The following is a 21,343-nucleotide window of genomic DNA, read 5'->3' as shown; positions in this document are numbered from 1 at the left end:
CTCAGGAGGCGGGCGTGTCGTCCTTCGCGGGCTCAGCCTTCGAGCGCACGGTGGAGATTTGCGACCGCAGCTGGCGGACCTTCACATTGTCGGCAATCTGAAGCTCGACCTCGGCTTCGTCGACAACCCGGGCCACTTTGCCCACGAGGCCACCGGCCGTCACCACCACGTCACCGCGGCGGAGCGAGTTCACCATTTCCTGATGCGCCTTCGCGCGCTTCTGCTGCGGGCGCAGGATCAGGAAATACATCACGACGAAAATGAGCAGGAACGGGGCGAGCTGGATGAGCATGTCGGTCCCGCCGCCGGCGGCCGAAGCGCCCTGGGCGAATGCGGGGGTAATGAACATGGCGTCCCTCGTTCTTCTGGATAGGAGTTGAGGCTCACCGCCCTGCGCGGGAGCCTGCCGAAGCGGCGGGGACTATACTGGTGGAACCGGGGAATGCAAACGAGGGTGGCGTCCACCTCGCACAGGCTTGACCTCAGGCGCGAATAAGGCTCCCAAGGTGAGGGCCGCAACGGCATGGGAGCCCACGGGACGGGACATGCAAACCAACAGGATCGTCGAGGATCTCTCGCTCGCGCTGCGGTTCCTGTCGCGCCTGCCTGTGCCCCCCTTGCGCAGCGAGGAAGCGCCCTTCGCCGCCCCGCCGCTTCCCCGCATCGCCTATGCGATTCCCTTGGCCGGGGCCGTCATCGGCCTTGTGGGCGCGATCGTGCTTGTTCTGGCGCATGCGCTCGGCTTCCCCTCCTTCCTCTCGGCGGCGCTCGCCGTTACCGCCCTGGTGCTGACGACCGGCGCTTTCCATGAGGACGGCCTCGCCGACACGGCGGACGGATTCGGCGGGGGCCGCGACAGGGCTTCGCGCCTCGACATCATGCGCGACAGCCGTATCGGCACCTACGGCACGGTCTCGCTCGTGCTTTCCCTGCTGCTGCGGGTTGCAGCCATCCAGACCTTGCTGGATTGGGCAGGTCTCTGGCGTTGCGCCGTGGTGCTGGTGGCGGCCGGCGCTATCTCCCGCGCCGCCGGCATCCTGCTGCTGCAAAGCCTGCCTTCCGCGCGCCCCGATGGGGCCGGCGCGAGCGCCGGCTCCCCGGGGCCGGACGCGACCGCCCATTGCCTGATGATGGGCGCGCTGGTGGTGGCGGTACTTCTCATCCCCACCTTCGGCGTGGGCGCGACCTTCGCTGGGCTGATCGCCCCGGCCGCGGCGTGGTTCGTCATGGAGCGGCTTTCACGGCGGCTCATTGCCGGGCAGACGGGGGATGTGGCGGGGGCCACTCAGCAGGTGGCCGAGATTGTCTTCCTCCTGGGCGTGCTTATCTTTGCCAGTGGGCATTGAACGCAGAGCAGATGATCGACGCGCCGGTGAAAACCCCATGCATCAAGGTGTGCGTCGTCGATCCCTTGAGCGGCCTGTGCATCGGCTGCGGCCGCTCGCTCCAGGAAATCGGCTCGTGGATCTCCATGTCGTCGGAGCGGCGGGCCTCCATCATGGCTGCGTTGCCCGTGCGGCTTAAAGCGTTGCGCGCCAAGGGCGTCGACAAGGTTCCGGACTGACCATGCGCGGCGATCGCTTCCTCTGGGTGCTTCTCATCTTCCTCTTCGTGGGCGTCGTCATTCTGGTGGCGAACCACGATCAGGGCGAGGTGATGGGCCTCGATCTCGGCCAGTTCGGGCAACTCATCGTCCTGCTGTCCCTCACTGCGGTGATCGGCGCGGGGGCCTGGCGCATGTTTCACGGCCGGATGGCGGCGGGCCTGAAGGCGGCGCTCTTCTGGATGGTCATCGTGCTGGGGCTGGCGGTGGTCTATGCCTATCGCGACCCGCTGCGGCAGGTGGCCGACCGCGTGATTTCGGAAGCGATTCCCGGCTATGCCGTTAATTCCGAAGGCGGCACCGTGGAGATCGCCCGCGCCGCCAATGGCAGCTTCGCCGTGGGCGCGACCATCAACGGCGCCGGCATCACCCTCATGCTCGACACCGGCGCCTCGGCCGTGGTCCTCACGCAGGACCACGCGCGCGCAGCGGGGCTGACGGTGGATACGCTGAGATATGACGTCCCCGTGGATACGGCCAATGGACGGACACGCGCGGCCAGCGTGGTGCTGGACCGGGTCACCGTCGGCTCCATCACCGAGCGCAATGTGCGCGCGCTGGTCTCGGCGCCCGGTGCGCTGCGCTCCAGCCTTCTGGGCATGAGCTTCCTCTCGCGCCTGGACGGCTTCGAGATCCGGGGCGACCGGCTGATCCTGAGGGGACCGGCCCGGTAAGGCAGCTACAGCATCTCCAGCGAGCGCTTGCGCGCCGGCGGGCGGAACTCGGCGTCGATGGCGGCAAGGTCCTCCGCGTCCAGCACCAAGGCCGCGGCGGCGACGTTGGCGCGCACATGCTCCGCCTTGCCCGCCTTGGGGATGGCGATCATGTCCGGGCGCCGCATCACCCAGGCGAGCGCCACCTGGAACGGATCGACCCCATGCTTGCGCGCGATGCTCCCCAGCGCCCCGCCCCGCGGCAGGCGCCCCTGCTCGATGGGGCTGTAGGCCATGACCGGGATGCCCTGCTCCTCAAGGAACGGAATGAGGTCGAATTCCGGTCCCCGGCGGCCCGGATTGTAGAGGATCTGGTTCACGGCGCAGGCCCCGCCGCCCGCATCCAGCAATTCCTCCATGTCGTCAGTGTCGAGATTGCTGACGCCCCAGTGGCGGATCTTTCCCGCCGCCTGCAGCGCCTCGAACCCGGCAATGGTGTCTTCAAAGGGGTGGCTGCCGCGCCAGTGGAGGAGATAGAGGTCGAGCCGGTCCGTGCGCAGCCGCTTCAGGCTGCGCTCGCAGGCCTCCACCACGCCGCGCCGGCTGGCATTGTGCGGATAGACCTTGCTGACCAGGAAGGCCTTGTCCCGGTAGCCCACGAGCGCCTCGCCCACCATGCTCTCGGTGCGGCCGTCGCCATACATTTCGGCGGTGTCGATGAGGCTCGCGCCGAGATCGATGCCGAGCCGGAGCGCCTCGATCTCCTGCGCACGGCGCGGCGCCTGCTCGCCCATGAACCATGTGCCCTGCCCAAGGGCCGGAACCTGCTGTCCGCCGGGGAGGGTCACAGTCTTGATCATGCTCGCATCTCCATTCCGGCTGCGACCATAGTCGTAGGGAGCGCCCGAGGAAATGACGCAAAGGCGCGCTGGGGTTTCACCGCTTGCCGGCTGCCTCCTTGTGGCCGATATGAGGAGGGATAAGGTCGCCCATCCGCGCCGCCCGCTTCTCCAGACCCGTTCAGAATGACCGAGCTTCAAGGATTCAAATTCTCCGTCGCGCCCATGATGGACTGGTCGGATAGGCATTGCCGCGCATTCCACCGGACCCTGTCCACGCGTGCGCGGCTCTATACGGAGATGGTCACGGCGCTGGCCGTCATCCATGGCGACCGGGAGCGGTTGATCGGCTTCGCTCCGGCGGAGCACCCCGTCGCCGTGCAGCTCGGCGGCAGCGAGCCGGCCTTGCTGGCGCAGGCCGCGCGCATCTGCGCGGATTTCGGCTATGACGAGATCAACCTGAATGTGGGCTGCCCCTCGGACCGGGTGCAGGGCGGCAATTTCGGCGCCTGCCTGATGCGCGAGCCGGCCCTGGTGGCGGACTGCGTCGCCGCCATGAAGGCGGAGGTCGCCCTCCCCGTCACCGTCAAATGCCGCATCGGCGTGGACGACCAGGATCCCGAAGAGGCGCTCGACACCCTCGCCGACGCCCTCGTCGCGGTGAAGGTGGACGCCCTTATCGTCCATGCCCGCAAGGCGTGGCTCCAGGGCCTCTCGCCCAAGGAGAATCGCGAGGTTCCCCCGCTCGATTATTCCCGCGTGCATCGCCTGAAGGCCTGCCTGCCCCACATCCCCGTCAGCTTGAATGGCGGTCTCGCCTCCATTGCCGAGGCACGCGAAAACAGCGCCGGGCTTGACGGCGTAATGCTCGGCCGGGCGGCCTACCAGAACCCGGAATTGCTGCTGGAGGTGGACGAAGCCTTCTTCGGCGCGCCTGCCCCCCATGCCGACGCGTTCGAGGCCGTGGAAGCGTTCCAGCCCTATGTGGCCGCGCACCTGGAAAAGGGCGGGCGGCTCCACGACATCACCCGGCACATGCTCGGGCTGTTCGGCGGCCGCCCCGGCTCGCGGCGCTTCCGACGCCGCCTCGCCACCGAGGGCGTGCAGCCTCATGCAGGGCTCGAGGTGCTGCGGGCGGCGGTGGCGGATGTGCGCCAGCCGGCGCGGCGCGACGCGGCCTGAGCCCCCGCATTATTCCCTAACGCGATCTGGACAGAGTGCCGCAGCTTGGGCAAGGGTGCGCGCCCTACCTCCCGGCGCGCCCCTCCGCCGACCGCTTCGCGTTCCAGTCTCCGAAGGCTCAGCCATGTTGTCCTCCCTCTCCTGGGGCGAGCTTGCCTCGCTCGTGATCCCGCTTCTGCTCGGAGGGGTGGTGACGGGAATCCTGGCGGGCCTGCTGGGCGTGGGTGGCGGCGCCGTCATCGTGCCGGTGCTCTACGAGGTGTTCCGCGCCATGGGCGTGGACGAATCGGTGCGCATGCAGCTCTGCGTGGGCACCTCCCTCGCCATCATCGTGCCGACCTCCGTCCAGTCCTATCGGGCGCACAAGGCGCGCGGCGCGGTCATACCGGGCATCCTCAAGACCTGGAGCATCCCGGCGATTGTCGGCATCATCACGGGCAGCACCATCGCGGCTTTCCTGCACGGATGGGTGCTCCAGGCGGCCTTCGTGGTGATCGCGCTGGTCATGGCCACGAAGGCGCTGTCGGGGCGCGAGGACTGGCGCATCTCCAGCGAGCTTCCGGGCAAGCCGGCCATGTGGGCTTATGGCTTTGTCATCGGCCTTGCGGCCTCCCTCATCGGCATCAGCGGCGGCGGGCTCGCCACCATCATCCTGAGCCTCTACGGCGTGCCCATCCACGCAGCGGTCGCCACTGCGGCGGGCATCGGCGCGATCATCCCCATTCCGGGAATCGTCGGGTACGCCATTGGCGGCTGGCCCCATATGTCGGAGCTGCCGCCGCTCTCCATCGGCTATGTCTCGCTGGTGGGCTTCATCTGCATGGCCCCGGTCAGCACCCTGTTTGCCCCGCTGGGCGCCCGCTTCGCCCACTCCATGTCGCGGCGGACGCTGGAGATGGGCTTCGGCATCTTCCTGCTCGTCATGGCCACGCGCTTCTTCGTCGCCATCGTCTGGCGGTGAAGAAGCGCGGGCCCTGGCCGATCTCACCAGTTGCGGCGGAAGCCGGCGGTGATGGATTTGTTGAGGTTCTCGCCATTGTCCGCCACCGAGGTGGTGACCGTCACCGGGCCGAACAGGCTCTGCGAGGCGCTCACCGAGGGCAGCCACGTGCCCTCATGGCTCTTGGTCGCGGTGCCGACGCTGATGCTGGTGCCGGTCTGGGCGAAGTTGACGCTCGCGGTCTTGCCCGTCTCCCACTGCTCAGCGCCGCCGACGCTCTTGGTGATGGCATAGGCGTCGCTGAGGCTGGCGGTGATGTTGTCCATCACCGTCCACTGCCGGGTGAATGTCGTGCCCAGACGGCTCTGCTCCTGGAGCGGGTCCACGCGCACGTCCACGCTGCCCTTGTCCCACACCATGAAGTTGGACACGCCCGGAATGGTGGTCCGCGCCCATGCGGCGGCGCCCGAGCCGTCCGCAGCGGAGGTGCCGGGGGTGGCATCGGGCACGCTGGCGCCCTGTCTGGCGGCGGCGAGCGACATGTCGACGCCGAACTCGGTATTGGTCACGTTCCGCAGCGAGCCCGCGGCCGTGACCGAGCTTGACCCATCCTTGTTGGCGGTGCGCGACACCCGCGTGTCCACGGCCTCGGCGGAGACCACGGCGGCGCGGGCACTCTTGCTGGGGGATGCGGAGAGATAGGGCGCGGGAGCCTCTTCAGGGGTCTGCTCCGCTGCCGCCATCTCGTCGGGCAGGTCGATGCTGTGATCTGTCCAGCTCCAGTCGGCACCGGTGCCGACGGGGGGAAGCGGCGCTGTCGTCACCGCCGTGCCGATTTTCTCCTGCGCTGTGGCGGGAGCCCCGGAAAGACCCAAAAGAATCAAAGGGAGAACGGCCGGCGCCAGTGCGCCAGTGGTGAGGCTGGTCGTTCGCATATATCCATTCCTCAGGTGCCACATGCCCAGCGGACATGCGCGGTTTGCCTTGGACGCCGATCCGGCCCAGCCTCCGGAACAGCGATGCAACTAAACGCGACGGACGTTAACAAAATCCTGCCGCGGTGCAACATGCAGTCTGCATCTATCCACGGGTGATGTCCCCGCCCCCTTATGCGCCTGAGGCATGACTATGGCCGCGGCTCCCCACCACGCCTGCTTGTTCCACGGCTCATGCCCGGCTAATTCCCCCGCAGGGAGACAGACATGACGCCAGACACCCCCGCCGCCTCCGACGCCACGCACGCTCTGCTGCTGCGCATCGCCGATGCCCTGGAGCGCATTGCCCCGCCGCGCGTGCCCACCGCTGATTTCGAGGCGGCCGACGCCTTCGTCTGGCACACCGATCCCCCCCGCTGCGAGCCGGTGCCGCGGGTGAACCGCGTGGATATGGAGCTGCTGCACGGCATCGACCGGGTGCGCGACCAGCTCGTGGAGAACACCGAGCGTTTCGCGCGCGGCCTGTCCGCCAACAATGCGCTGCTGTGGGGCGCGCGCGGCATGGGCAAGAGCTCGCTGGTCAAGGCTGCCCATGCCCATGTGAACAAGACAACCGCGGGTGCCGATGGGTCCCGCCTGAAGCTGGTGGAGATCCACCGCGAGGACATTGAGAGCCTGCCGGCGCTGATGGCGCAGATGCGCCCGTCGCATCATCGCTTCATCGTGTTCTGCGACGACCTTTCCTTCGACGCCGACGACACCTCCTACAAGTCGCTCAAGGCGGTGCTGGAAGGCGGAATCGAGGGGCGGCCGGACAATGTGATCTTCTATGCCACCTCCAACCGCCGGCACCTGCTGCCGCGGGACATGATGGAGAACGAACGCTCCACCGCCATCAATCCCGGCGAGGCGGTGGAAGAGAAGGTTTCGCTATCGGACCGCTTCGGGCTGTGGCTCGGCTTCCACAAATGCAGCCAGGACGAATATCTCTCCATGGTGGAGGCCTACGTGTCGCACCATGCCCTGCCGGTGACCGAGGAGAGATGGCGGCCGGAGGCGCTGGAATGGGCGACCACGCGCGGCTCCCGTTCGGGCCGCACAGCGTGGCAGTATGTGCAGGATCTCGCCGGCCGGCTCGGCGTGCTGTTGAAGACGGCGGGCGCGTAAGAGCTTCTTAGCCTAGCCATCAAAAAGAAGGGCTTCCCAGGTCACACCTGGGAAGCCCTTCTTTTTTGGAAATGCCCGGGTCAAGCCCGGGCATGACGCGTCGGACGATCAGTTCCGCGTCACGATGCAGGTGCCGCCCTGGGCCTGCAGCGAGTTGCAGAGGTTGGTCGCATCGTCGCGCGTCGCGAACGGGCCGACCTGCGCGCGATAATAGATGCCCTTGTCGCCAAGATCGGCCCGGCGGACCGTCGCCTTGTAGCTGCCAAGCAACTGGGGATAGCGGCTCTGGAGCACCTTCCAGGAGCCCATGGCATCCGCCTCGGACTTCTGCGAGGACACCTGCACCACATAGTTCCCGCTCGCCGTCGCCGCCGGGGGCGTCACCGCCGCCTGGGCGCCGGGGGCCGGAGCCTGCACCGCCGGCGGAAGGGCCGGCGCTGCGGGAGCAGCCGCCACGGGCGCACCCTGGCCGGTCGTGGTGGTGGTGGTCACGGTGCGGGGCGCCGGGGCGCCGGCCGGGACCGGGTTCTGCGTCGGCGCGTAGGCCGTGGGCACGGCGCCATTGGCGACCGCGCGCTGGGGCTGCGGCGCGGCGCCGTTGGCCGCGGCCGGAACGACGCTGCCGTCGGCACGCACCGCCACGGTGCGGACCCGCTTGGGATCGGTGGGAGACGCCTGTCCGTTGCCATTGATGGCTGCGTTGGCTGCGGCCGCGGCGCTCGGGTCCATCGGCTGCTCTTCGCGCGGAACCACGCGCTCCTGCCCCGGCTGGCCGCCGACGCGGTCATAGATGAGCTTCTGCCCGTCGCTGCCCTGGGCTCCGGTCGGCGCGGGGCCGGCCACCTTGCTGGGCGAGGTGTCGGCCTTGATCACCGGCGCCGTATCGGCGCTGGAGCTCGACCCCGAGCCGCCCACCATGCGGAACGCGAACACACCGGCAGTCGCGGCGACGCCAAGGCCGATAAGCGCGGCCACCGCGATCACCGCCGTGCGCCCACGGCGACGGCGCGGTTCGGTGTCATAGACCTCCTCGCCGTGCGGGGGCATGTAGCCCTCATCGCCGAAGGCGGGGTCGTAGGTGTCGTCATATTCCTCGTAACGGTCCTGGCCGCTCTCGGCGCTGTAGGCATAGGCCTCGTCAGCCGGTGCCTCATCGCCATAGCCGTCCTGGGCCGTGCCCTGGCGGGGCTGTGCGCCCAGCTCCTGGTCCTGGGTTTCGGATTTCCGGGCAAGCGAGCCGTAGCCCGACCGCACGGTGGACCGCTGGGGCTCCGCGCCGGCCTGGAAACGAGCCTCGACAACCGTTGCATCCCAGCCGACGGGCTCGGAGGAGGTCCGGCCGCGCAATCCGCCTATGGATGTGGGTTCACGCTGCTGCGTGGGCTCGCGGAAGGACGTGATTTCCCGTGGAGCCGTCTGCTCGCGCGGGGCCGTGGTGTCCGCCGCCGCCTCGCGGCCGCTGCGGCGTCCGGGCTGCCAATCCTCGAAGCGCCGCTCGACGGGCGGGGCCGAGAATTGCGGACGGGGCGCCGCTTCGGCGCGCGCAGGGCGCGCTTCCGGGGCGGGGTCGCCCGCAATGTCGGCGAAGTCCGCGAAGGGATCCTCGTCGCCGATCAGCCGAGCGAGCTCGGCCAACGGGTCATCGGAAGTCTGCGAGGCCTGTGGCGGCCTGGAACCGGACGGCCGGCTTGTGTAGCCGTCGTCGCGCCGGTAGCGGAAGCTGCTTTCGTCGCCCATTGTGCCTCAACCGTGCGTGTGGCTGACCGCGCGACCGCTCTGCCGGCCCAACCGGCGAGCGCGTCCGGGACAACCCGGACGACGGTCATTTCATTTCTTCGACGGCCTCGACCCCCAGTAACTTCAGCCCCGAGGCTAGGACCGTGGCCACGCCATGGACCAGAGCCAGACGAGCCATGGTCAATTCTCGATCATTCTCCATAATGAAGCGTAAATGTGGCAGGTCTTTTCCGCGATTCCATTGCGCGTGGAATTCACTCGCTAAATCATACAAGAAAAATGCCACCCGGTGCGGTTCCCGCGCCGCCGCCGCCTGCTCGACCAGACGCGGCCATCCCGCAAGGCGCATCAACAGTCCGGCCTCTCCCTCGTCCTCCAGCCGCGCCAGCGGCGCATGCGCGTAGACGGAGGCGTCAGCGGGAAGATCCGGGAACTGTTCCTTGGCATTTCGTAAAATTGAATGTGCGCGAGCGTGCGCATACTGGACGTAGAACACCGGATTCTCGCGCGACTGCTCGATCACCTTGGCAAGATCGAAGTCAAGCGGCGCATCATTCTTGCGGAAAAGCATCATGAAGCGCACGGCATCGCGCCCCACCTCGTCCACCACCTCGCGGAGCGTGACGAAGGAGCCGGCGCGCTTGGACATGCGCACGGGCTCGCCGTTGCGGGTGAGCCGCACGAGCTGGCACAGCTCGATGTCGAGGCTCGCCTGACCCGCGCTCACGGCCTTCACCGCCGCCTGCATGCGCTTCACATAGCCGCCATGGTCGGCGCCCCAGACGTCGATCATGCGCCGGAAGCCGCGGTCGAACTTGTCTTTGTGATAGGCGATGTCGCCGGCGAAATAGGTGTAGCTGCCGTCGGACTTCACCAGCGGGCGGTCCACGTCGTCACCGAAATCGGTGGAGCGGAACAGGATCTGCTCGCGATCCTCCCAATCCTCGATGGGCGAGCCCTTGGGCGGCGGGAGGCGGCCCTCATAGACCTCGCCCGTGCGGCGGAGCTGCTCGATGGTGAGCCCCACCCGGTCGGCGCCCACGGTCAGCGAGCGCTCAGAGAAGAACACGTCGAATTCGATGCCGAGCGCGGAGAGATCCTCGCGGATCATCACCATCATGGCGCCGATGGAGAAGCTGCGGAAGATTTGCAGCCACTCGCTCTCCGGCGATTCCAGGAAGGCCCCGCCGTGCATCTGGGCGAGCTCCTGGCCCACCGGCACGAGATAGTCGCCGGGATAGAGCCCCTCCGGGATCTGCGCTGCCTCGCCGGTCGCCGCCTCGCGGTAGCGCAGGTAGACCGAGCGGGCGAGCACATCCACCTGGGCGCCGGCATCGTTGATGTAATATTCGCGCGTCACCTTGAAGCCAGCGAAGGCGAGCAGGCTCGCCATGGCATCGCCGAACACCGCGCCCCGGCAATGGCCCACATGCATGGGGCCGGTGGGGTTGGCGGAGACATATTCCACGTTCACCGCTTCGCCCGCGCCCAGCTCCGAGCGGCCGAACGCGACGCCCTGGCGCAGGACGGCGGCGAGCACGCCGATCCAGAATTTCGGCTCCAGCGAGATGTTGATGAAGCCAGGGCCGGCCACTTCCACCTTCGTGACGTCGGCCAGGCCCTCCAGCCGGCCGGCGATGAGCGTGGCAAGATCGCGGGGCTTTGCCTTCGCATCCTTGGCCAGCACCATGGCGGCATTGGTGGCGAGATCGCCGTTCGCCGCGTCGCGCGGCGGCTCCACCACGATGCGGGCGAGGTCGAGGCCCTCGGGCACAAGACCTTCGCGGGCCAGATCGGCGACGGCGGCTCGCACGTGATCGGCGAAGATCGCGTAGACGTTCATGGACGCATCCAATGTGATGAGAATAGCGGGGCGCCTAACGCAAATCGGGCGTCAAGTCAAAGAAGCGGGCGTGCTGGTCGAGGGCGTAGCGGTCCGTCATCCCTGCAATATAGTCGGCAACCCGGCGCGTCAGCCGGACCGTGTCGGACGGGTCCAGCCCCTCGCCCCAGCCTTCCGGCAGGTATTTCGGCGCGGCGATGAAATGGCCGTAAAGGTCGCGGACCACCTGCATGGCGTCGGCCATCACGCGCTGGACGCGCTCGTGGCGATACATGCGGGTAAACAGGAACTGCTTGATGGTCGCCTCCGCCTCCCGCATCTCCGCGGAGAAGGCGATGAGCGGGCGGCCGAGCGCGCGCACTTCGGCAGCGGAGCCGACGCCGGCGGAGAGCGCCCGGGCATCGCTCTCGCGCACCACGTCCTCGATGAGGCGGGTGATGACGCGCCGCATCACCTCGGTGCCGGTGCGGTTGCGCTCCAGCTCGGGATAGCGCGCCCGGACCTCGGCGAGCGCCTCTCCCACCAAAGGAAGCCCGGCAATGTCTTCCAGCGCGAAGAAGCCGGCGCGCAGGCCGTCATCCAGATCGTGCACGTCATAGGCGATGTCGTCGGAGATGGAGGCCACCTGCGCCTCCGGCCCGGCATGCTGGTGAAGCTCCAGATCCTGGGCGGCCGAATGGACGGCGACCGCATGAGGTAGCCCCTCCGCATAGCGGCCAATGCCCCTGCCCACCTCGTCGGTGAGCGGGCCATTATGCTTGGCGATGCCTTCCAGCGTCTCCCAGGTGAGGTTCAGCCCGTCGAACGCCGCATAGCGGCGCTCCAGGCGTGTCACCACGCGCAGCGACTGGGCGTTGTGGTCGAAGCCGCCATGGCCTTCCATGCACGCATTGAGCGCCCGCTCGCCGGCATGGGCGAAGGGCGGGTGGCCGAGATCGTGCGCCAGCGACAAGGCCTCGGCGAGGTCCTCGTCCAGCCCCAAGGCGCGGGCGATGGAGCGGGCCACCTGCGCCACCTCCAGCGTGTGGGAGAGGCGGGTGCGGAAATGGTCGCCCTCGTGGAAGACGAACACCTGGGTCTTGTATTTGAGCCTGCGGAAGGCGGTGGAATGGATGATGCGGTCGCAATCCCGGCGGAACGGGTTGCGCGCATCGTCCGGTTCTGAGAACAGCCGCCCACGGGTCTTGAAGGGATCGCTTGCCCAAAGCACGCGCGGCCGTCCGCCCGCAACCGCCATCCCGTCCCCGCCCTCTTTAACTTCAACGCGCGCGCACTTAACTATTATGGGACTGAAGGATCAACCGCCGAATTCCGGGATGCCCGCCGTGGATGCCGCACTCGAACCCACCGTTATCGTCACCGACACTGCGGCGCGCCGCATCAGCGAGATTCTCTCCGGGGAAGCCCCTGAGAGCGTGCTGCGGGTGAGCGTGGAGGGCGGCGGCTGCTCCGGCTTCCAATACCGCTTCGATGTGACCCGCGAGCGCGACGGCGACGATCTCGTGATCGAGAAGGAAGGTGCCACCATCGTCGTCGACAAGGTGTCGATGGATTACCTTTCCGGCTCGCGCATCGATTTCGTGGACGACCTTATCGGTGCGTCCTTCAAGATCGACAACCCCCACGCGGTGGCGTCCTGCGGGTGCGGGACCAGCTTCGCGCTCTAGGTTGAGCGTTCCTCGCCTTAGATAACCACCGTGATGGCCGGGCTTGTCCCGGCCATCCGTGCGGCTTAGTCAGGTCCGCGCTTCACGGAGAAACGTGGATACCCGGGTCAAGCCCGGGTATGACGAGCGGAAAGGCTCGGACCGCCTAATCTGGCGAGGGCAGATGGTCGGGCCACGCGCCGTTGAGGCACGGAAACACGCGCTCGGCCCGTGCCACGATCAGAAGGTCGGGCTTGAACCGCTTCACATCAGCGAAATCGAAATCGCAGCTGCCATAGGTGGTCTTGCTGATGTGCATCCAGGCCGCCTCGGCCACGGGCGTATAGGCGAACAGCCGCACCCAGGTGTTGAGGGTGTAGGAATCCCCGATGATCAGCACGCGCGGCCCATGGTCGGCATAGCGCACGCCGTGGCCGTTGAACGCCTTGGCCTCGTGCCGGCCATAGAAGACGAAGGGTGACGGCAGGCCCGCCTCCTTCAGCCGCAGCGACTGGTTGGTGTCGGGAAGTGGCGGGCTGCGCCGCAAAGTGCGTGCCAGGTCGCCCAATATGTAAGGCCCGCGCGGCCCAACCACCTCGGACACGTTCACCTGCCAGTCGGGGTGGCCCGCCGCCCGCATAATGGCGTTGAAGGAGAGCACGGAGCTGAGATTGGTCCAGTGTGTGTCGTTGGCGAGATAACGCCGGGAATCGGGCGAGGCCCGCAGCACCGCCCGCAGGTCCACTGCGGTGACGCCGCGGACCTTCAGCTCATCCAGCAGCATGGAATATTCGGTGGTCTGGGCCGGGAAGCGGTCCTGCCATTCGGGCAGCTGCTCCAGGTCCACGGACTGCGCATTGGGGGGCAGCGCCACCACCACCTTGGTGCCCTCGGGCGCCAATTCCCGCTGCAGCGCCATCATGAGCGCCGCGAACCGCTCCACCGCCTCCTTGCGCAGCAGGGAGCCGGCGGACTGGGCGGCCGCATTCTGGCCCGCCCACAGCAATTGCCCGTAACGGCCCACATAGATCAGCCCGTTCTCGGGCGAGTTGGCCCAGTCGCGGATGGCGGTGCGCACCAGGGGAAGGCTGGCGCGGAAGCCGAAATTGTCCTGGAGATAGAAGGCGAGCCTTTGGAGCTGGCCGTGCGCTCGCTCGATCCAGAGGGCGTCCGGCCCCTTCTGTCCGCCGCGCCAGATGTAGCGGCCGGAGGGGTCGGGGATGAGATTGCTCAGTAGCAGCGCGCCGATGATCCCCATCACCAGCAGGCCCATATAGCGGCGATATCGCAGCAGCAGCGGCATGGCTCAGAACCGGTAATAGAGGAAGGGTGTCGCAGGCCCCCCGCCCACCCAGATGATGCACAGCACCATCAATGCGGCCACCATCCCATAGTCGAACACGGCCACCACCGGCCGAAGGATCGGCATGGCGCGCAGGCGCGGCCATTTCCACAGGCCGATGATGCCGCCCACCACCAAAGCCAGAACGGACAGCGGATATAACCCGAATTCCAGCGGGAAGCTCGGGCGGCCGAGCCCGTTGAAGCCCAGCATCCCCTGGAACATGCCGATGGCGCCGCCGAAGGTCTCGGCGCGGAACCACACCCAGCCGAAGAACACCACCAGCAGCGTATAGAGATGCGCCACGCCCGCCGGCGCCCGGTCCAGCCAGCGCCGCAGGCCCATGCGCTCGATCACCAGGAAGGCGCCGTGATGGGCGCCCCAGATCACGAAGTTCCAGCTCGCCCCGTGCCAGAGGCCGCACAGCAGGAACACCGCCCAGAGGTTCAGATAGGTGCGCGAGGCGCCAAGCCGGTTGCCGCCGAGGGTGATGTAGACATAGTCCCGTAGCCAGGACGACAGGCTCATATGCCAGCGCCGCCAGAAATCCGTGATGCTCAGCGAGGCGTAGGGGATGCGGAAGTTCCGCGGCAGCGTGAACCCGACCATGACGCCGAGGCCCACCGCCATGGCGGAATAGCCGCCAAAGTCGAAATAGATCTGGATCGCATAGGCATAAACGCCGAGCCAGGATTCCAGCAGCGTCGGGTTGGAGGTGCCGTCGAACACCGCCATCACCAGCGGGGCCACCTCGTCCGCGATGAGCACCTTCCAGGCGAGCCCGATGGCGAACAGCCGCGCCCCGGCTGAGAACCGCCCCCATGTGGTCCGCCGCTCGCCGAGCTGACGGGCCACCGTCGAGTACCGCACGATGGGCCCGGCCACGAGCTGGGGGAACATGGTCATGTAGAGCGTGAACTGGAGCGGGTCGCGGTTCGCGCGCACGCGGCCCTTATAGATGTCCGCGATATAGGAGATGGCGTGGAAGGAATAAAAGGAGATGCCCAGCGGCAGGGAAATGCGCGGGATAGGAACGACGATATCGAACGGCTCCAGCAGCGCGTCGAGATTCTCCAGGATGAAGGCCGTGTATTTGAACACGCCCAGCAAGGCGATGTTGAACACCACGCCGTAGATCAGGATTTTCCGGCGCTCCGCGCCCTCACGCGCATCTAGCGCGAGCGCGAGCCGGTAATTGACGGCAACAGAACCCAGAAGCAAAAACAGATGCCACGTATATCCGCCTGAATAGAAAATCAGTGAGAATATAACAAATATGACATTTTTGTACCTGATGTTCTTCGTTGAGAAATACAACAGAAGAAACAACGGAAGAAAGTAAAACAGGAACTGAATCGAAGCGAAGGTCATTCCGGCGCGGGCATCCGATGGGAAACGCGCTGCAATGCCACCCTTTTCCCCATTCGGCAAGCCTCGGGACCCTTTGCGTGGGCCGCCGACGGCACTATCCTCCGCCCGAAACCGGAGCCTCCCCATGCGTATCGCCACCTGGAACGTGAACTCCATCCGCCAGCGGCTCGACCATGCGGTGGCCTGGTTGAAGGAGGCGCAGCCGGACGTGGTCTGCCTCCAGGAGATCAAGTGCCAGGACGAGGCGTTCCCGCGCGAGGCGTTCGAGGGGCTGGGCTACAATGTGGCCGTCCATGGCCAGAAGGGCTTCAACGGCGTCGCCCTGCTCTCCAAGCTTCCGCTGGAGGACGTGACAACAGGCCTTCCCGGCGATGACATGGACGTGCAGTCGCGCTTCATTGAGGCGGTGGTCTCGGCCAAGGGCATGGCGGTGCGCATCTGCTGCCTGTATCTGCCCAACGGCAACCCACCGGACACCGAGAAATATCCCTACAAGCTCGGCTTCATGGCGCGGCTGCGCGCACTGGCGGCCATGCGGCTGGAACTGGAGGAGGCCTTCGTGCTGGCGGGGGACTTCAACGTGATCCCCACGCCCGCCGACGCGGCGGACCCTTCAGCCTGGGTCAATGATGCGCTCTATCTGCCGCCGACGCGCGAGGCCTTCCGCGACCTCGTGCATCTCGGGCTCACCGATGCGGTGCGCGCTACCTCGGATTCGGAGAAGCTCTACAGCTTCTGGGACTATCAGGCCGGCGCCTGGCAGCGGGATCTCGGCATCCGCATCGACCACCTTCTCCTCTCGCCCCAGGCGGCCGACAAGCTGATCGCCGCCGGCATCGACAAGCATGTGCGCAGCTGGGAAAAGCCGTCGGACCATGTGCCGGTCTGGGCGGATCTGGCGATCGCCGCTTAGGGACTGTTGCCTGGACCGGCGGCCGCCTGGATTGAGGGCTGACCGTTGCCTATGCCGGCAGGACGACCACCTTCGTCTTGACCGGCGTGCGGTCGTACAGGTCGATCATGTCCTGGCTGAGCAGGCCGACACAGCCGCTCGTGATGCCTGAGCCGATCGACTCGGGGTCGCTCGAAGCATAGATCGTGTAGAGCGTGTAAGAACCGTTCTGGTAGAGATACAGCGTGCGGGCGCCGAGCGGGTTTTCGAGGCCGCCCGGCATGCCGTTGGCCCATTTGGCCGCCTCGGGCTGGCGTTTGATCATCTCCTTGGGCGGCGTCCAGACCGCCCATTCGCCCTTGCGCCCGACATAAGCGTCACCGCTCCACCGGAAGCCGTCGCGGCCGACATTGGCCCCATAGCGGGTGGCCTTCCCGTCCTCTTCGACGCGGTAGACGTAGTAATTGCTGGGATCGACGATGATCGTGCCGACCGTTTCCTTGGTCTCGTAGGGAACGGTGGCGCGGAAATATTTCGGATTGACCTTGGCGACATCGACCGCCGGGATCGGGAATTTCTCGGTGGGCACCGGCCCGTAGACCTTCTGCGCCTCGGCGATGCTCATGTAGTCGGTGGTTGAGCAACCGGCCAGCCCCAGGGCGCCGAGACTGACGGCCGAGCCGGCGAGAAACGATCGGCGGCTGAGAAGCCCCGTCCGGTGCCGGACCTGAGCAGTCTCGTTCATCTTGCCGACATCGGCATTTCCACCGTCCATGATCATGACTTGGACTTCCCCTGTCCTGCTGCCCGACGAGACAATGCTCCGGCATAGACCCGCTGAGCGTTTTTCTGGGCGGACATTGCCGTCACGCGGCTCGACTGGCAAGCTCTGGCTTTCGCTGTGCGCGGCTTGCCGTGTACCGAGCCGGCAACGACCACGCACGCTGGCTTCGACCAGAACGGCTCCCTTCCCAAACCGAAACTTTCAAACTTCCCACCACCAAGCGGCCTCACCGCTGCGACGTCTTCAGCCATTGTTCGAGGTACTGAAGCGCCGCCGCCCGCTCGTCGGGGCTCGCGTCGGAGAAGGCGTCCTCGTAGAGGTCCACCACCCATTTGTCGCCGGGGCCGGCGGCAGAATCGCGGGCGAGGGTCAGCCACATGAGGCCGCGGGCCGGCTGGCGGTTGATGCCGTCATCGCCACGGAACAGCATGTGGCCGAGAAGCGCCTGTGCCTCGTACTGCCCCTTCTGCGCCGAGAGGAACAGCCAGCGCGCTGCCTGGCGCGGATCGCGCTGGAGGCCGGCGCCGTCGAGATAGAGCTTGGCGAGGCGGAACTGCGCGTCCGGATCGCCGAAGTAAGAGGCGGCGTAGGAATACATGTCGCGCGCCCGGGACGGGTCGCGCCGCACGTTGGAATTGGGAATGCCGGCGAGATAATAGCCGCCGAGCGCCACGAAGGCGCTGGCGACGAAGCGCGCCTGCGCCGTGCCGGGATAATCCTCGGCATGGGTGTTGGCGATGCGGCTGAAATATTCGAATGCCTTGATATCGTCGCGCTTCACGCCGTCGCCGTCCGCATACATGCGGCCGAGCTTCCATTGCGCGGCGGGATGGCCCTGGTCCGCCGCATAGCGCAGCGCATCGACGCCCTTGGCCGTCTGGCCGGAGCGTAGCGCCTGGGTGCCCGAGCGGAACGCCTCGTCCACCGGCCGCATGGGCGGCGCTAGCGGAACATTGGCGGGCGGGGTCAGAGGCGGGCCGTGGTTCTCGTCAGCGGGCTGGGCGCTGCCATCAAAGGCGGCCGCCGGAACGCACAGGCCAAGACCCAGGAAAACGGCCAGGGCAGCAAGCTTCAGGCCGGCTCCGAATCCCTCAACGCCCGCGCGGTGCGGGAGGAGGAACCCGGCCTCTGAACCGGAATTTAGGGAGCGCGGCGTGACGAACATGATTGACTGACGATGCCATCCCCTGCGGGCAAGATCGCGGCTGCCGCAAGGCCGAGCCAAGGTTTCTCCTTGGCGCCAGCCGTGCATCCGAGACCTGCCTTCGGTCCTGCGCCCACCCATCGAGGATCACCCCGAGTGCAGCGGCCGGACACACGTCCCGGATACGCAATCCGCTGCACCCCACACATCTCGTCTCGTGTCGTTTTGTGGCGGGATCGCGGCGTGTGGGGGGTGTTCGTTCCCCTGAGCCATTGAAAGAAAAGGAGTGTTGCCCGGCTGACACAGCCACAGGCATCGGGGGACCTCCACACGGCCCGGTGGCGCGGGGTCGGCCGTCCTCCGGATCCCGAAGGCGCCGCCCCGCCTGTGGCGGAAGCGTGGCAGGCGCCCGCGTCGGCCGGGCTGAAGCTCGGCCTTATTTCACGCGATGCAATGGAGCCGATGGCCCGTGGGGTCAGGCGCCCGAGAGCTGCTGGATGGCGGTGCGCACCTTCTCCTTGCGCGCCACATACTCGTCCCGCTTCTCCCGCTCGGCCTCCACCACCTCCTCCGGCGCGCGGGCGACGAAGGATTCGTTGGAGAGCTTGCCGTCGATGCGGGCCACCTCCTGGTCGAGCTTCCCCTCCTCCTTGCGCAGGCGGACAAGCTCGGCGGCGAGGTCCACGACGCCGGCCAGCGGCAAGGCAGCCACCTCGCCACGCACCACCATCTGCACGGATTCGCCGGGGGCGGTGTCGGAGAGCGTCACTGCGGAGATCCGCGCCAGGCGGCGCAGCGCGTCGTCCCAGGCCGCGGCCCGCGCTTTGGTGTCGGCAGAGGCATCCACCAGAACCAGCGGCACCTGCGCGCCCGCCGGCACGTTCATCTCGGCGCGCACGGAGCGGATTTCGGTGATGAGGTCCACCACCCAGCCCACCTCGGCCTCGGCATCCGGCGCCTCCAGTCCGGAGAGGTTGGGCCAGGAGGACAGGACCAGCAGACCCTCGCGGGCCGGGCCGACCTCGCCGGTGCGCGCCCACAATTCCTCGGTGAGGAAGGGCATGAACGGGTGGAGCAGCTTCAGCGCCACGTCCAGCACGAAGGCGGTGGTGGCGCGGGTCTCGTCCTTCGCCGCACCGTCGGCGCCGGAGAGTACGGGCTTCGCCAGCTCCAGGTGCCAGTCGCAGAACACGTTCCACAGGAAGCGGTAGACCGCGCCCGCCGCATCATTGAAGCGATAGGCCTCGATGGCGCCAGTCACCTCGGCGCTCGCGCGGGCCGCCTCGCCAATGATCCAGCGGTTGAGCGTGCCGTCCACCTTGGCCGGATCGAAGCCTTCGACGCGCTCGCAGCCGTTCATCTGGGCGAAGCGAACCGCGTTCCAGAGCTTGGTGGCGAAGTTCCGGTAGCCCTCGACGCGGGAGGTGGCGAGCTTGATATCCCGTCCCTGGGCCGCCATGGCGGCCAGCGTGAAGCGCAAGGCATCGGCCCCGTACTGGTCCACGAGGTCCAGCGGGTTGATGACGTTGCCCTTGGACTTCGACATCTTCGCGCCCTTCTCGTCCCGGACGAGGGCGTGGATGTAGACGTCCTTGAACGGCACGTCGGGCATGAAGTGGAGGCCGAACATCATCATCCGGGCGACCCAGAAGAAGATGATGTCGAAGCCCGTCACTAGGACCGAGGTGGGATAGAATTTCGCAAGCTCCGGCGTCTCGTCCGGCCAGCCGAGCGTGGAGAACGGCCAGAGGGCGGAGGAGAACCACGTGTCCAGCACGTCCTCGTCGCGGGTGAGGAAGGCGGCGCGCTTATCCGCGTCGTCGATGAGTTCCTGCGCCTCGTCGGCGGACAGGGATTCGTTGCCGACATTGTGGGCGAGCGCTTCCTCGAAGGCTTCGTCTTCATCGTTCGCCACGAACACGTTGCCGAACGGGTCGTACCAGGCGGGGATCTGGTGGCCCCACCAGAGCTGGCGCGAGACGCACCAGGGCTGGATGTTCTCCAGCCACTCGAAATAGGTCTTCTCCCAATTCTTCGGGACGAAATTGGTGCGCCCCTCGCGCACGGCGGCGAGCGCCGGCTGCGCCAGGGTCTTGGCGTCCACGTACCACTGGTCGGTCAGCCACGGCTCGATGACGACGCCCGAGCGGTCGCCGTGGGGAACCATGTGGGTGTTGGGCTCGATGGTCTCGAGCAGCTCCAGGTTCGTGAGCAGCTCGACGATGTGCTTGCGGGCGGCGAAGCGATCCATGCCCTTCAGGTGCGAGAGCACGCCGCCGAAGTCCGGATCGTCCACATAGGCGTCGCGGCGGCTGGCATGGTCGTCGCGAATGCCGGTGGGGTCGATGCGGGCCTCGGCGTCCAGCACGTTGATCATGGGCAGATGATGCCGGCGGCCCACCTCGAAATCGTTGAAGTCGTGAGCGGGGGTGATCTTCACCGCGCCCGAGCCCTTCTCCGGGTCGGAATACTCATCCGCCACGATGGGGATGCGCCGGCCGAGCAGCGGCAGGATCGCGTGCTTGCCCACGAGGTCCGCATAGCGCTCGTCGTCGGGGTGCACGGCCACGGCCGTATCGCCCAGCATGGTCTCCGGGCGCGTGGTGGCGACGACGATGAAGCGGCCGGGCTCCCCCTCCACGGGATAGCGCAGGTGCCAGAGATTGCCCTTCACCTCGGTGGGCTGGACCTCCAGGTCCGAGATAGCGGTGAGGAGCTTGGGGTCCCAGTTCACGAGACGCTTGTCTTTGTAGATGAGCCCGTCGCGATAGAGCTGGACGAACACCTTCAGCACGGCGCGGGAGAGGCCCTCATCCATGGTGAAGCGCTCGCGCGACCAGTCGCAGGAAGCGCCGAGGCGCTTCAGCTGGTCGACGATCATCCCGCCGGATTCTTCCTTCCACGCCCAGACGCGCTCGACGAAGGCCGCGCGGCCCATGTCGCGCCGGCCGGGCTCCTGCCGCTCCAAGAGCTGGCGCTCCACCACCATCTGGGTGGCGATGCCGGCATGGTCCATGCCCGGCTGCCAGAGCACGTCCTTGCCCCGCATGCGCTCGAACCGCGCCAGCACGTCCTGGAGCGTGTTGTTGAGCGCGTGGCCCATATGGAGCGAGCCGGTGACGTTCGGCGGCGGGATGACGATGGAAAAGCCCGGCGCATCCTTGCGCTCGGGCCGCCCGCAGCGGAAAGCCTCCGCCTGCTCCCAGGCGGCGGAGATGCGCGCCTCGACGGCCGCGGGTTCGAACACCTTATCAAGCATGGATAA

General features: G+C 67.1%; 20 protein-coding genes. 9 read left to right on the top strand and 11 right to left on the bottom strand.

Translation table 11 applies throughout. The annotated features are described in order from the left end of the window. Position 1 precedes the first annotated feature (1 nt). Positions 2-349, bottom strand: a complete 348-nt coding sequence (gene yajC, locus ABLE91_RS13125; protein WP_348931285.1) for a preprotein translocase subunit YajC — start codon at positions 347-349, stop codon at positions 2-4. A 196-nt stretch (positions 350-545) separates the two neighbouring features. Between yajC and cobS the strand changes: the two genes are divergently transcribed. Genes cobS through ABLE91_RS13110 form a run of 3 tightly spaced genes read left to right on the top strand, consistent with a single transcriptional unit; the run spans position 546 to position 2,277 of the window. Then, positions 546-1,346 carry an adenosylcobinamide-GDP ribazoletransferase gene (gene cobS, locus ABLE91_RS13120; RefSeq protein ID WP_348931284.1) on the top strand — a complete coding sequence of 267 codons (801 nt, stop codon included), beginning with the start codon at positions 546-548 and terminating at the stop codon, positions 1,344-1,346. A gap of 11 nt (positions 1,347-1,357) precedes the next feature. Continuing rightward, on the top strand, positions 1,358-1,564 hold the full coding sequence (locus ABLE91_RS13115) for a DUF1289 domain-containing protein (protein ID WP_348931283.1): 207 nt from the start codon (positions 1,358-1,360) through the stop codon (positions 1,562-1,564). Between the two features lie 2 nt (positions 1,565-1,566). After that, positions 1,567-2,277, top strand: coding sequence for a TIGR02281 family clan AA aspartic protease (locus ABLE91_RS13110; RefSeq protein ID WP_348931282.1), 711 nt, complete (start codon positions 1,567-1,569; stop codon positions 2,275-2,277). 5 nt (positions 2,278-2,282) lie between these two features. Here the strand turns inward: ABLE91_RS13110 and ABLE91_RS13105 are convergent, their stop codons facing one another. Next, complete coding sequence (locus ABLE91_RS13105) at positions 2,283-3,116, bottom strand: aldo/keto reductase (protein ID WP_348931281.1); 834 nt, start codon at positions 3,114-3,116, stop codon at positions 2,283-2,285. Positions 3,117-3,281: 165 nt separating this feature from the next. Between ABLE91_RS13105 and dusA the strand changes: the two genes are divergently transcribed. Then, on the top strand, positions 3,282-4,277 hold the full coding sequence (gene dusA / locus ABLE91_RS13100) for a tRNA dihydrouridine(20/20a) synthase DusA (RefSeq protein ID WP_348931280.1): 996 nt from the start codon (positions 3,282-3,284) through the stop codon (positions 4,275-4,277). A gap of 124 nt (positions 4,278-4,401) precedes the next feature. Further along, the gene (locus tag ABLE91_RS13095; RefSeq protein WP_348931279.1) at positions 4,402-5,238 is read left to right on the top strand and encodes a sulfite exporter TauE/SafE family protein; all 837 of its coding nucleotides are present in this window, start codon (positions 4,402-4,404) and stop codon (positions 5,236-5,238) included. A 23-nt stretch (positions 5,239-5,261) separates the two neighbouring features. Here the strand turns inward: ABLE91_RS13095 and ABLE91_RS13090 are convergent, their stop codons facing one another. Beyond that, the gene (locus ABLE91_RS13090; protein ID WP_348931278.1) at positions 5,262-6,152 is read right to left on the bottom strand and encodes a hypothetical protein; all 891 of its coding nucleotides are present in this window, start codon (positions 6,150-6,152) and stop codon (positions 5,262-5,264) included. Positions 6,153-6,419: 267 nt separating this feature from the next. On the opposite strand from ABLE91_RS13090, the gene ABLE91_RS13085 reads away from it, so the two are divergent. Next, a complete protein-coding gene (locus tag ABLE91_RS13085; RefSeq protein WP_348931277.1) occupies positions 6,420-7,319 on the top strand; it encodes an ATP-binding protein in 900 nt (299 codons plus the stop codon). A 108-nt stretch (positions 7,320-7,427) separates the two neighbouring features. On the opposite strand, the gene ABLE91_RS13080 is transcribed toward ABLE91_RS13085, so the two are convergent. The 3 genes from ABLE91_RS13080 to ABLE91_RS13070 form a co-directional block, all read right to left on the bottom strand. After that, complete coding sequence (locus ABLE91_RS13080; protein WP_348931276.1) at positions 7,428-9,056, bottom strand: SPOR domain-containing protein; 1,629 nt, start codon at positions 9,054-9,056, stop codon at positions 7,428-7,430. A gap of 85 nt (positions 9,057-9,141) precedes the next feature. After that, positions 9,142-10,899 (bottom strand): arginine--tRNA ligase, encoded by a 1,758-nt coding sequence (argS, locus tag ABLE91_RS13075; RefSeq protein ID WP_348931275.1) that lies wholly within the window; start codon positions 10,897-10,899, stop codon positions 9,142-9,144. Between the two features lie 34 nt (positions 10,900-10,933). Next, positions 10,934-12,136 carry a deoxyguanosinetriphosphate triphosphohydrolase gene (locus tag ABLE91_RS13070; RefSeq protein ID WP_348931274.1) on the bottom strand — a complete coding sequence of 401 codons (1,203 nt, stop codon included), beginning with the start codon at positions 12,134-12,136 and terminating at the stop codon, positions 10,934-10,936. Between the two features lie 88 nt (positions 12,137-12,224). Between ABLE91_RS13070 and erpA the strand changes: the two genes are divergently transcribed. Continuing rightward, on the top strand, positions 12,225-12,566 hold the full coding sequence (gene erpA, locus ABLE91_RS13065; RefSeq protein WP_510181943.1) for an iron-sulfur cluster insertion protein ErpA: 342 nt from the start codon (positions 12,225-12,227) through the stop codon (positions 12,564-12,566). A gap of 145 nt (positions 12,567-12,711) precedes the next feature. Here erpA and ABLE91_RS13060 read toward each other — a convergent pair whose 3' ends face one another. Together ABLE91_RS13060 and ABLE91_RS13055 are read right to left on the bottom strand one after the other, a co-directional pair. Continuing rightward, the gene (locus tag ABLE91_RS13060) at positions 12,712-13,848 is read right to left on the bottom strand and encodes an alginate O-acetyltransferase AlgX-related protein (protein ID WP_348931272.1); all 1,137 of its coding nucleotides are present in this window, start codon (positions 13,846-13,848) and stop codon (positions 12,712-12,714) included. 3 nt (positions 13,849-13,851) lie between these two features. After that, positions 13,852-15,108, bottom strand: coding sequence for an MBOAT family O-acyltransferase (locus ABLE91_RS13055; RefSeq protein ID WP_348931271.1), 1,257 nt, complete (start codon positions 15,106-15,108; stop codon positions 13,852-13,854). A 274-nt stretch (positions 15,109-15,382) separates the two neighbouring features. Here ABLE91_RS13055 and xth point away from each other — a divergent pair, with 274 nt between their 5' ends. Continuing rightward, positions 15,383-16,171 carry an exodeoxyribonuclease III gene (gene xth, locus ABLE91_RS13050; protein ID WP_348931270.1) on the top strand — a complete coding sequence of 263 codons (789 nt, stop codon included), beginning with the start codon at positions 15,383-15,385 and terminating at the stop codon, positions 16,169-16,171. Between the two features lie 49 nt (positions 16,172-16,220). Here the strand turns inward: xth and ABLE91_RS13045 are convergent, their stop codons facing one another. After that, on the bottom strand, positions 16,221-16,931 hold the full coding sequence (locus ABLE91_RS13045) for a L,D-transpeptidase family protein (RefSeq protein WP_348931269.1): 711 nt from the start codon (positions 16,929-16,931) through the stop codon (positions 16,221-16,223). Positions 16,932-17,160: 229 nt separating this feature from the next. Further along, the gene (locus ABLE91_RS13040) at positions 17,161-17,982 is read right to left on the bottom strand and encodes a tetratricopeptide repeat protein (protein WP_348932043.1); all 822 of its coding nucleotides are present in this window, start codon (positions 17,980-17,982) and stop codon (positions 17,161-17,163) included. Here ABLE91_RS13040 and ABLE91_RS13035 point away from each other — a divergent pair. After that, positions 17,914-18,066, top strand: coding sequence for a hypothetical protein (locus ABLE91_RS13035; RefSeq protein WP_348932084.1), 153 nt, complete (start codon positions 17,914-17,916; stop codon positions 18,064-18,066). The genes ABLE91_RS13040 and ABLE91_RS13035 overlap by 69 nt on opposite strands. 487 nt (positions 18,067-18,553) lie before the next feature. Here ABLE91_RS13035 and ABLE91_RS13030 read toward each other — a convergent pair whose 3' ends face one another. Further along, complete coding sequence (locus ABLE91_RS13030) at positions 18,554-21,337, bottom strand: valine--tRNA ligase (protein WP_348931268.1); 2,784 nt, start codon at positions 21,335-21,337, stop codon at positions 18,554-18,556. Positions 21,338-21,343: the final 6 nt, after the last annotated feature.

Source organism: Aquabacter albus, assembly GCF_040049275.1.
In the GTDB taxonomy this organism is placed as follows: domain Bacteria; phylum Pseudomonadota; class Alphaproteobacteria; order Rhizobiales; family Xanthobacteraceae; genus Aquabacter.
This window is presented reverse-complemented; position numbering and strand designations above follow the sequence as displayed.

Coding starts and splice junctions, on each gene's coding strand:
- yajC (WP_348931285.1), bottom strand. CDS start 349: ATGTTCATTACCCCCGCATTCGCCCAGGGCGCTTCGGCCGCCGGCGGC.
- cobS (WP_348931284.1), top strand. CDS start 546: ATGCAAACCAACAGGATCGTCGAGGATCTCTCGCTCGCGCTGCGGTTC.
- ABLE91_RS13115 (WP_348931283.1), top strand. CDS start 1,358: ATGATCGACGCGCCGGTGAAAACCCCATGCATCAAGGTGTGCGTCGTC.
- ABLE91_RS13110 (WP_348931282.1), top strand. CDS start 1,567: ATGCGCGGCGATCGCTTCCTCTGGGTGCTTCTCATCTTCCTCTTCGTG.
- ABLE91_RS13105 (WP_348931281.1), bottom strand. CDS start 3,116: ATGATCAAGACTGTGACCCTCCCCGGCGGACAGCAGGTTCCGGCCCTT.
- dusA (WP_348931280.1), top strand. CDS start 3,282: ATGACCGAGCTTCAAGGATTCAAATTCTCCGTCGCGCCCATGATGGAC.
- ABLE91_RS13095 (WP_348931279.1), top strand. CDS start 4,402: ATGTTGTCCTCCCTCTCCTGGGGCGAGCTTGCCTCGCTCGTGATCCCG.
- ABLE91_RS13090 (WP_348931278.1), bottom strand. CDS start 6,152: ATGCGAACGACCAGCCTCACCACTGGCGCACTGGCGCCGGCCGTTCTC.
- ABLE91_RS13085 (WP_348931277.1), top strand. CDS start 6,420: ATGACGCCAGACACCCCCGCCGCCTCCGACGCCACGCACGCTCTGCTG.
- ABLE91_RS13080 (WP_348931276.1), bottom strand. CDS start 9,056: ATGGGCGACGAAAGCAGCTTCCGCTACCGGCGCGACGACGGCTACACA.
- argS (WP_348931275.1), bottom strand. CDS start 10,899: ATGAACGTCTACGCGATCTTCGCCGATCACGTGCGAGCCGCCGTCGCC.
- ABLE91_RS13070 (WP_348931274.1), bottom strand. CDS start 12,136: ATGGCGGTTGCGGGCGGACGGCCGCGCGTGCTTTGGGCAAGCGATCCC.
- ABLE91_RS13060 (WP_348931272.1), bottom strand. CDS start 13,848: ATGCCGCTGCTGCTGCGATATCGCCGCTATATGGGCCTGCTGGTGATG.
- xth (WP_348931270.1), top strand. CDS start 15,383: ATGCGTATCGCCACCTGGAACGTGAACTCCATCCGCCAGCGGCTCGAC.
- ABLE91_RS13045 (WP_348931269.1), bottom strand. CDS start 16,931: ATGATCATGGACGGTGGAAATGCCGATGTCGGCAAGATGAACGAGACT.
- ABLE91_RS13030 (WP_348931268.1), bottom strand. CDS start 21,337: ATGCTTGATAAGGTGTTCGAACCCGCGGCCGTCGAGGCGCGCATCTCC.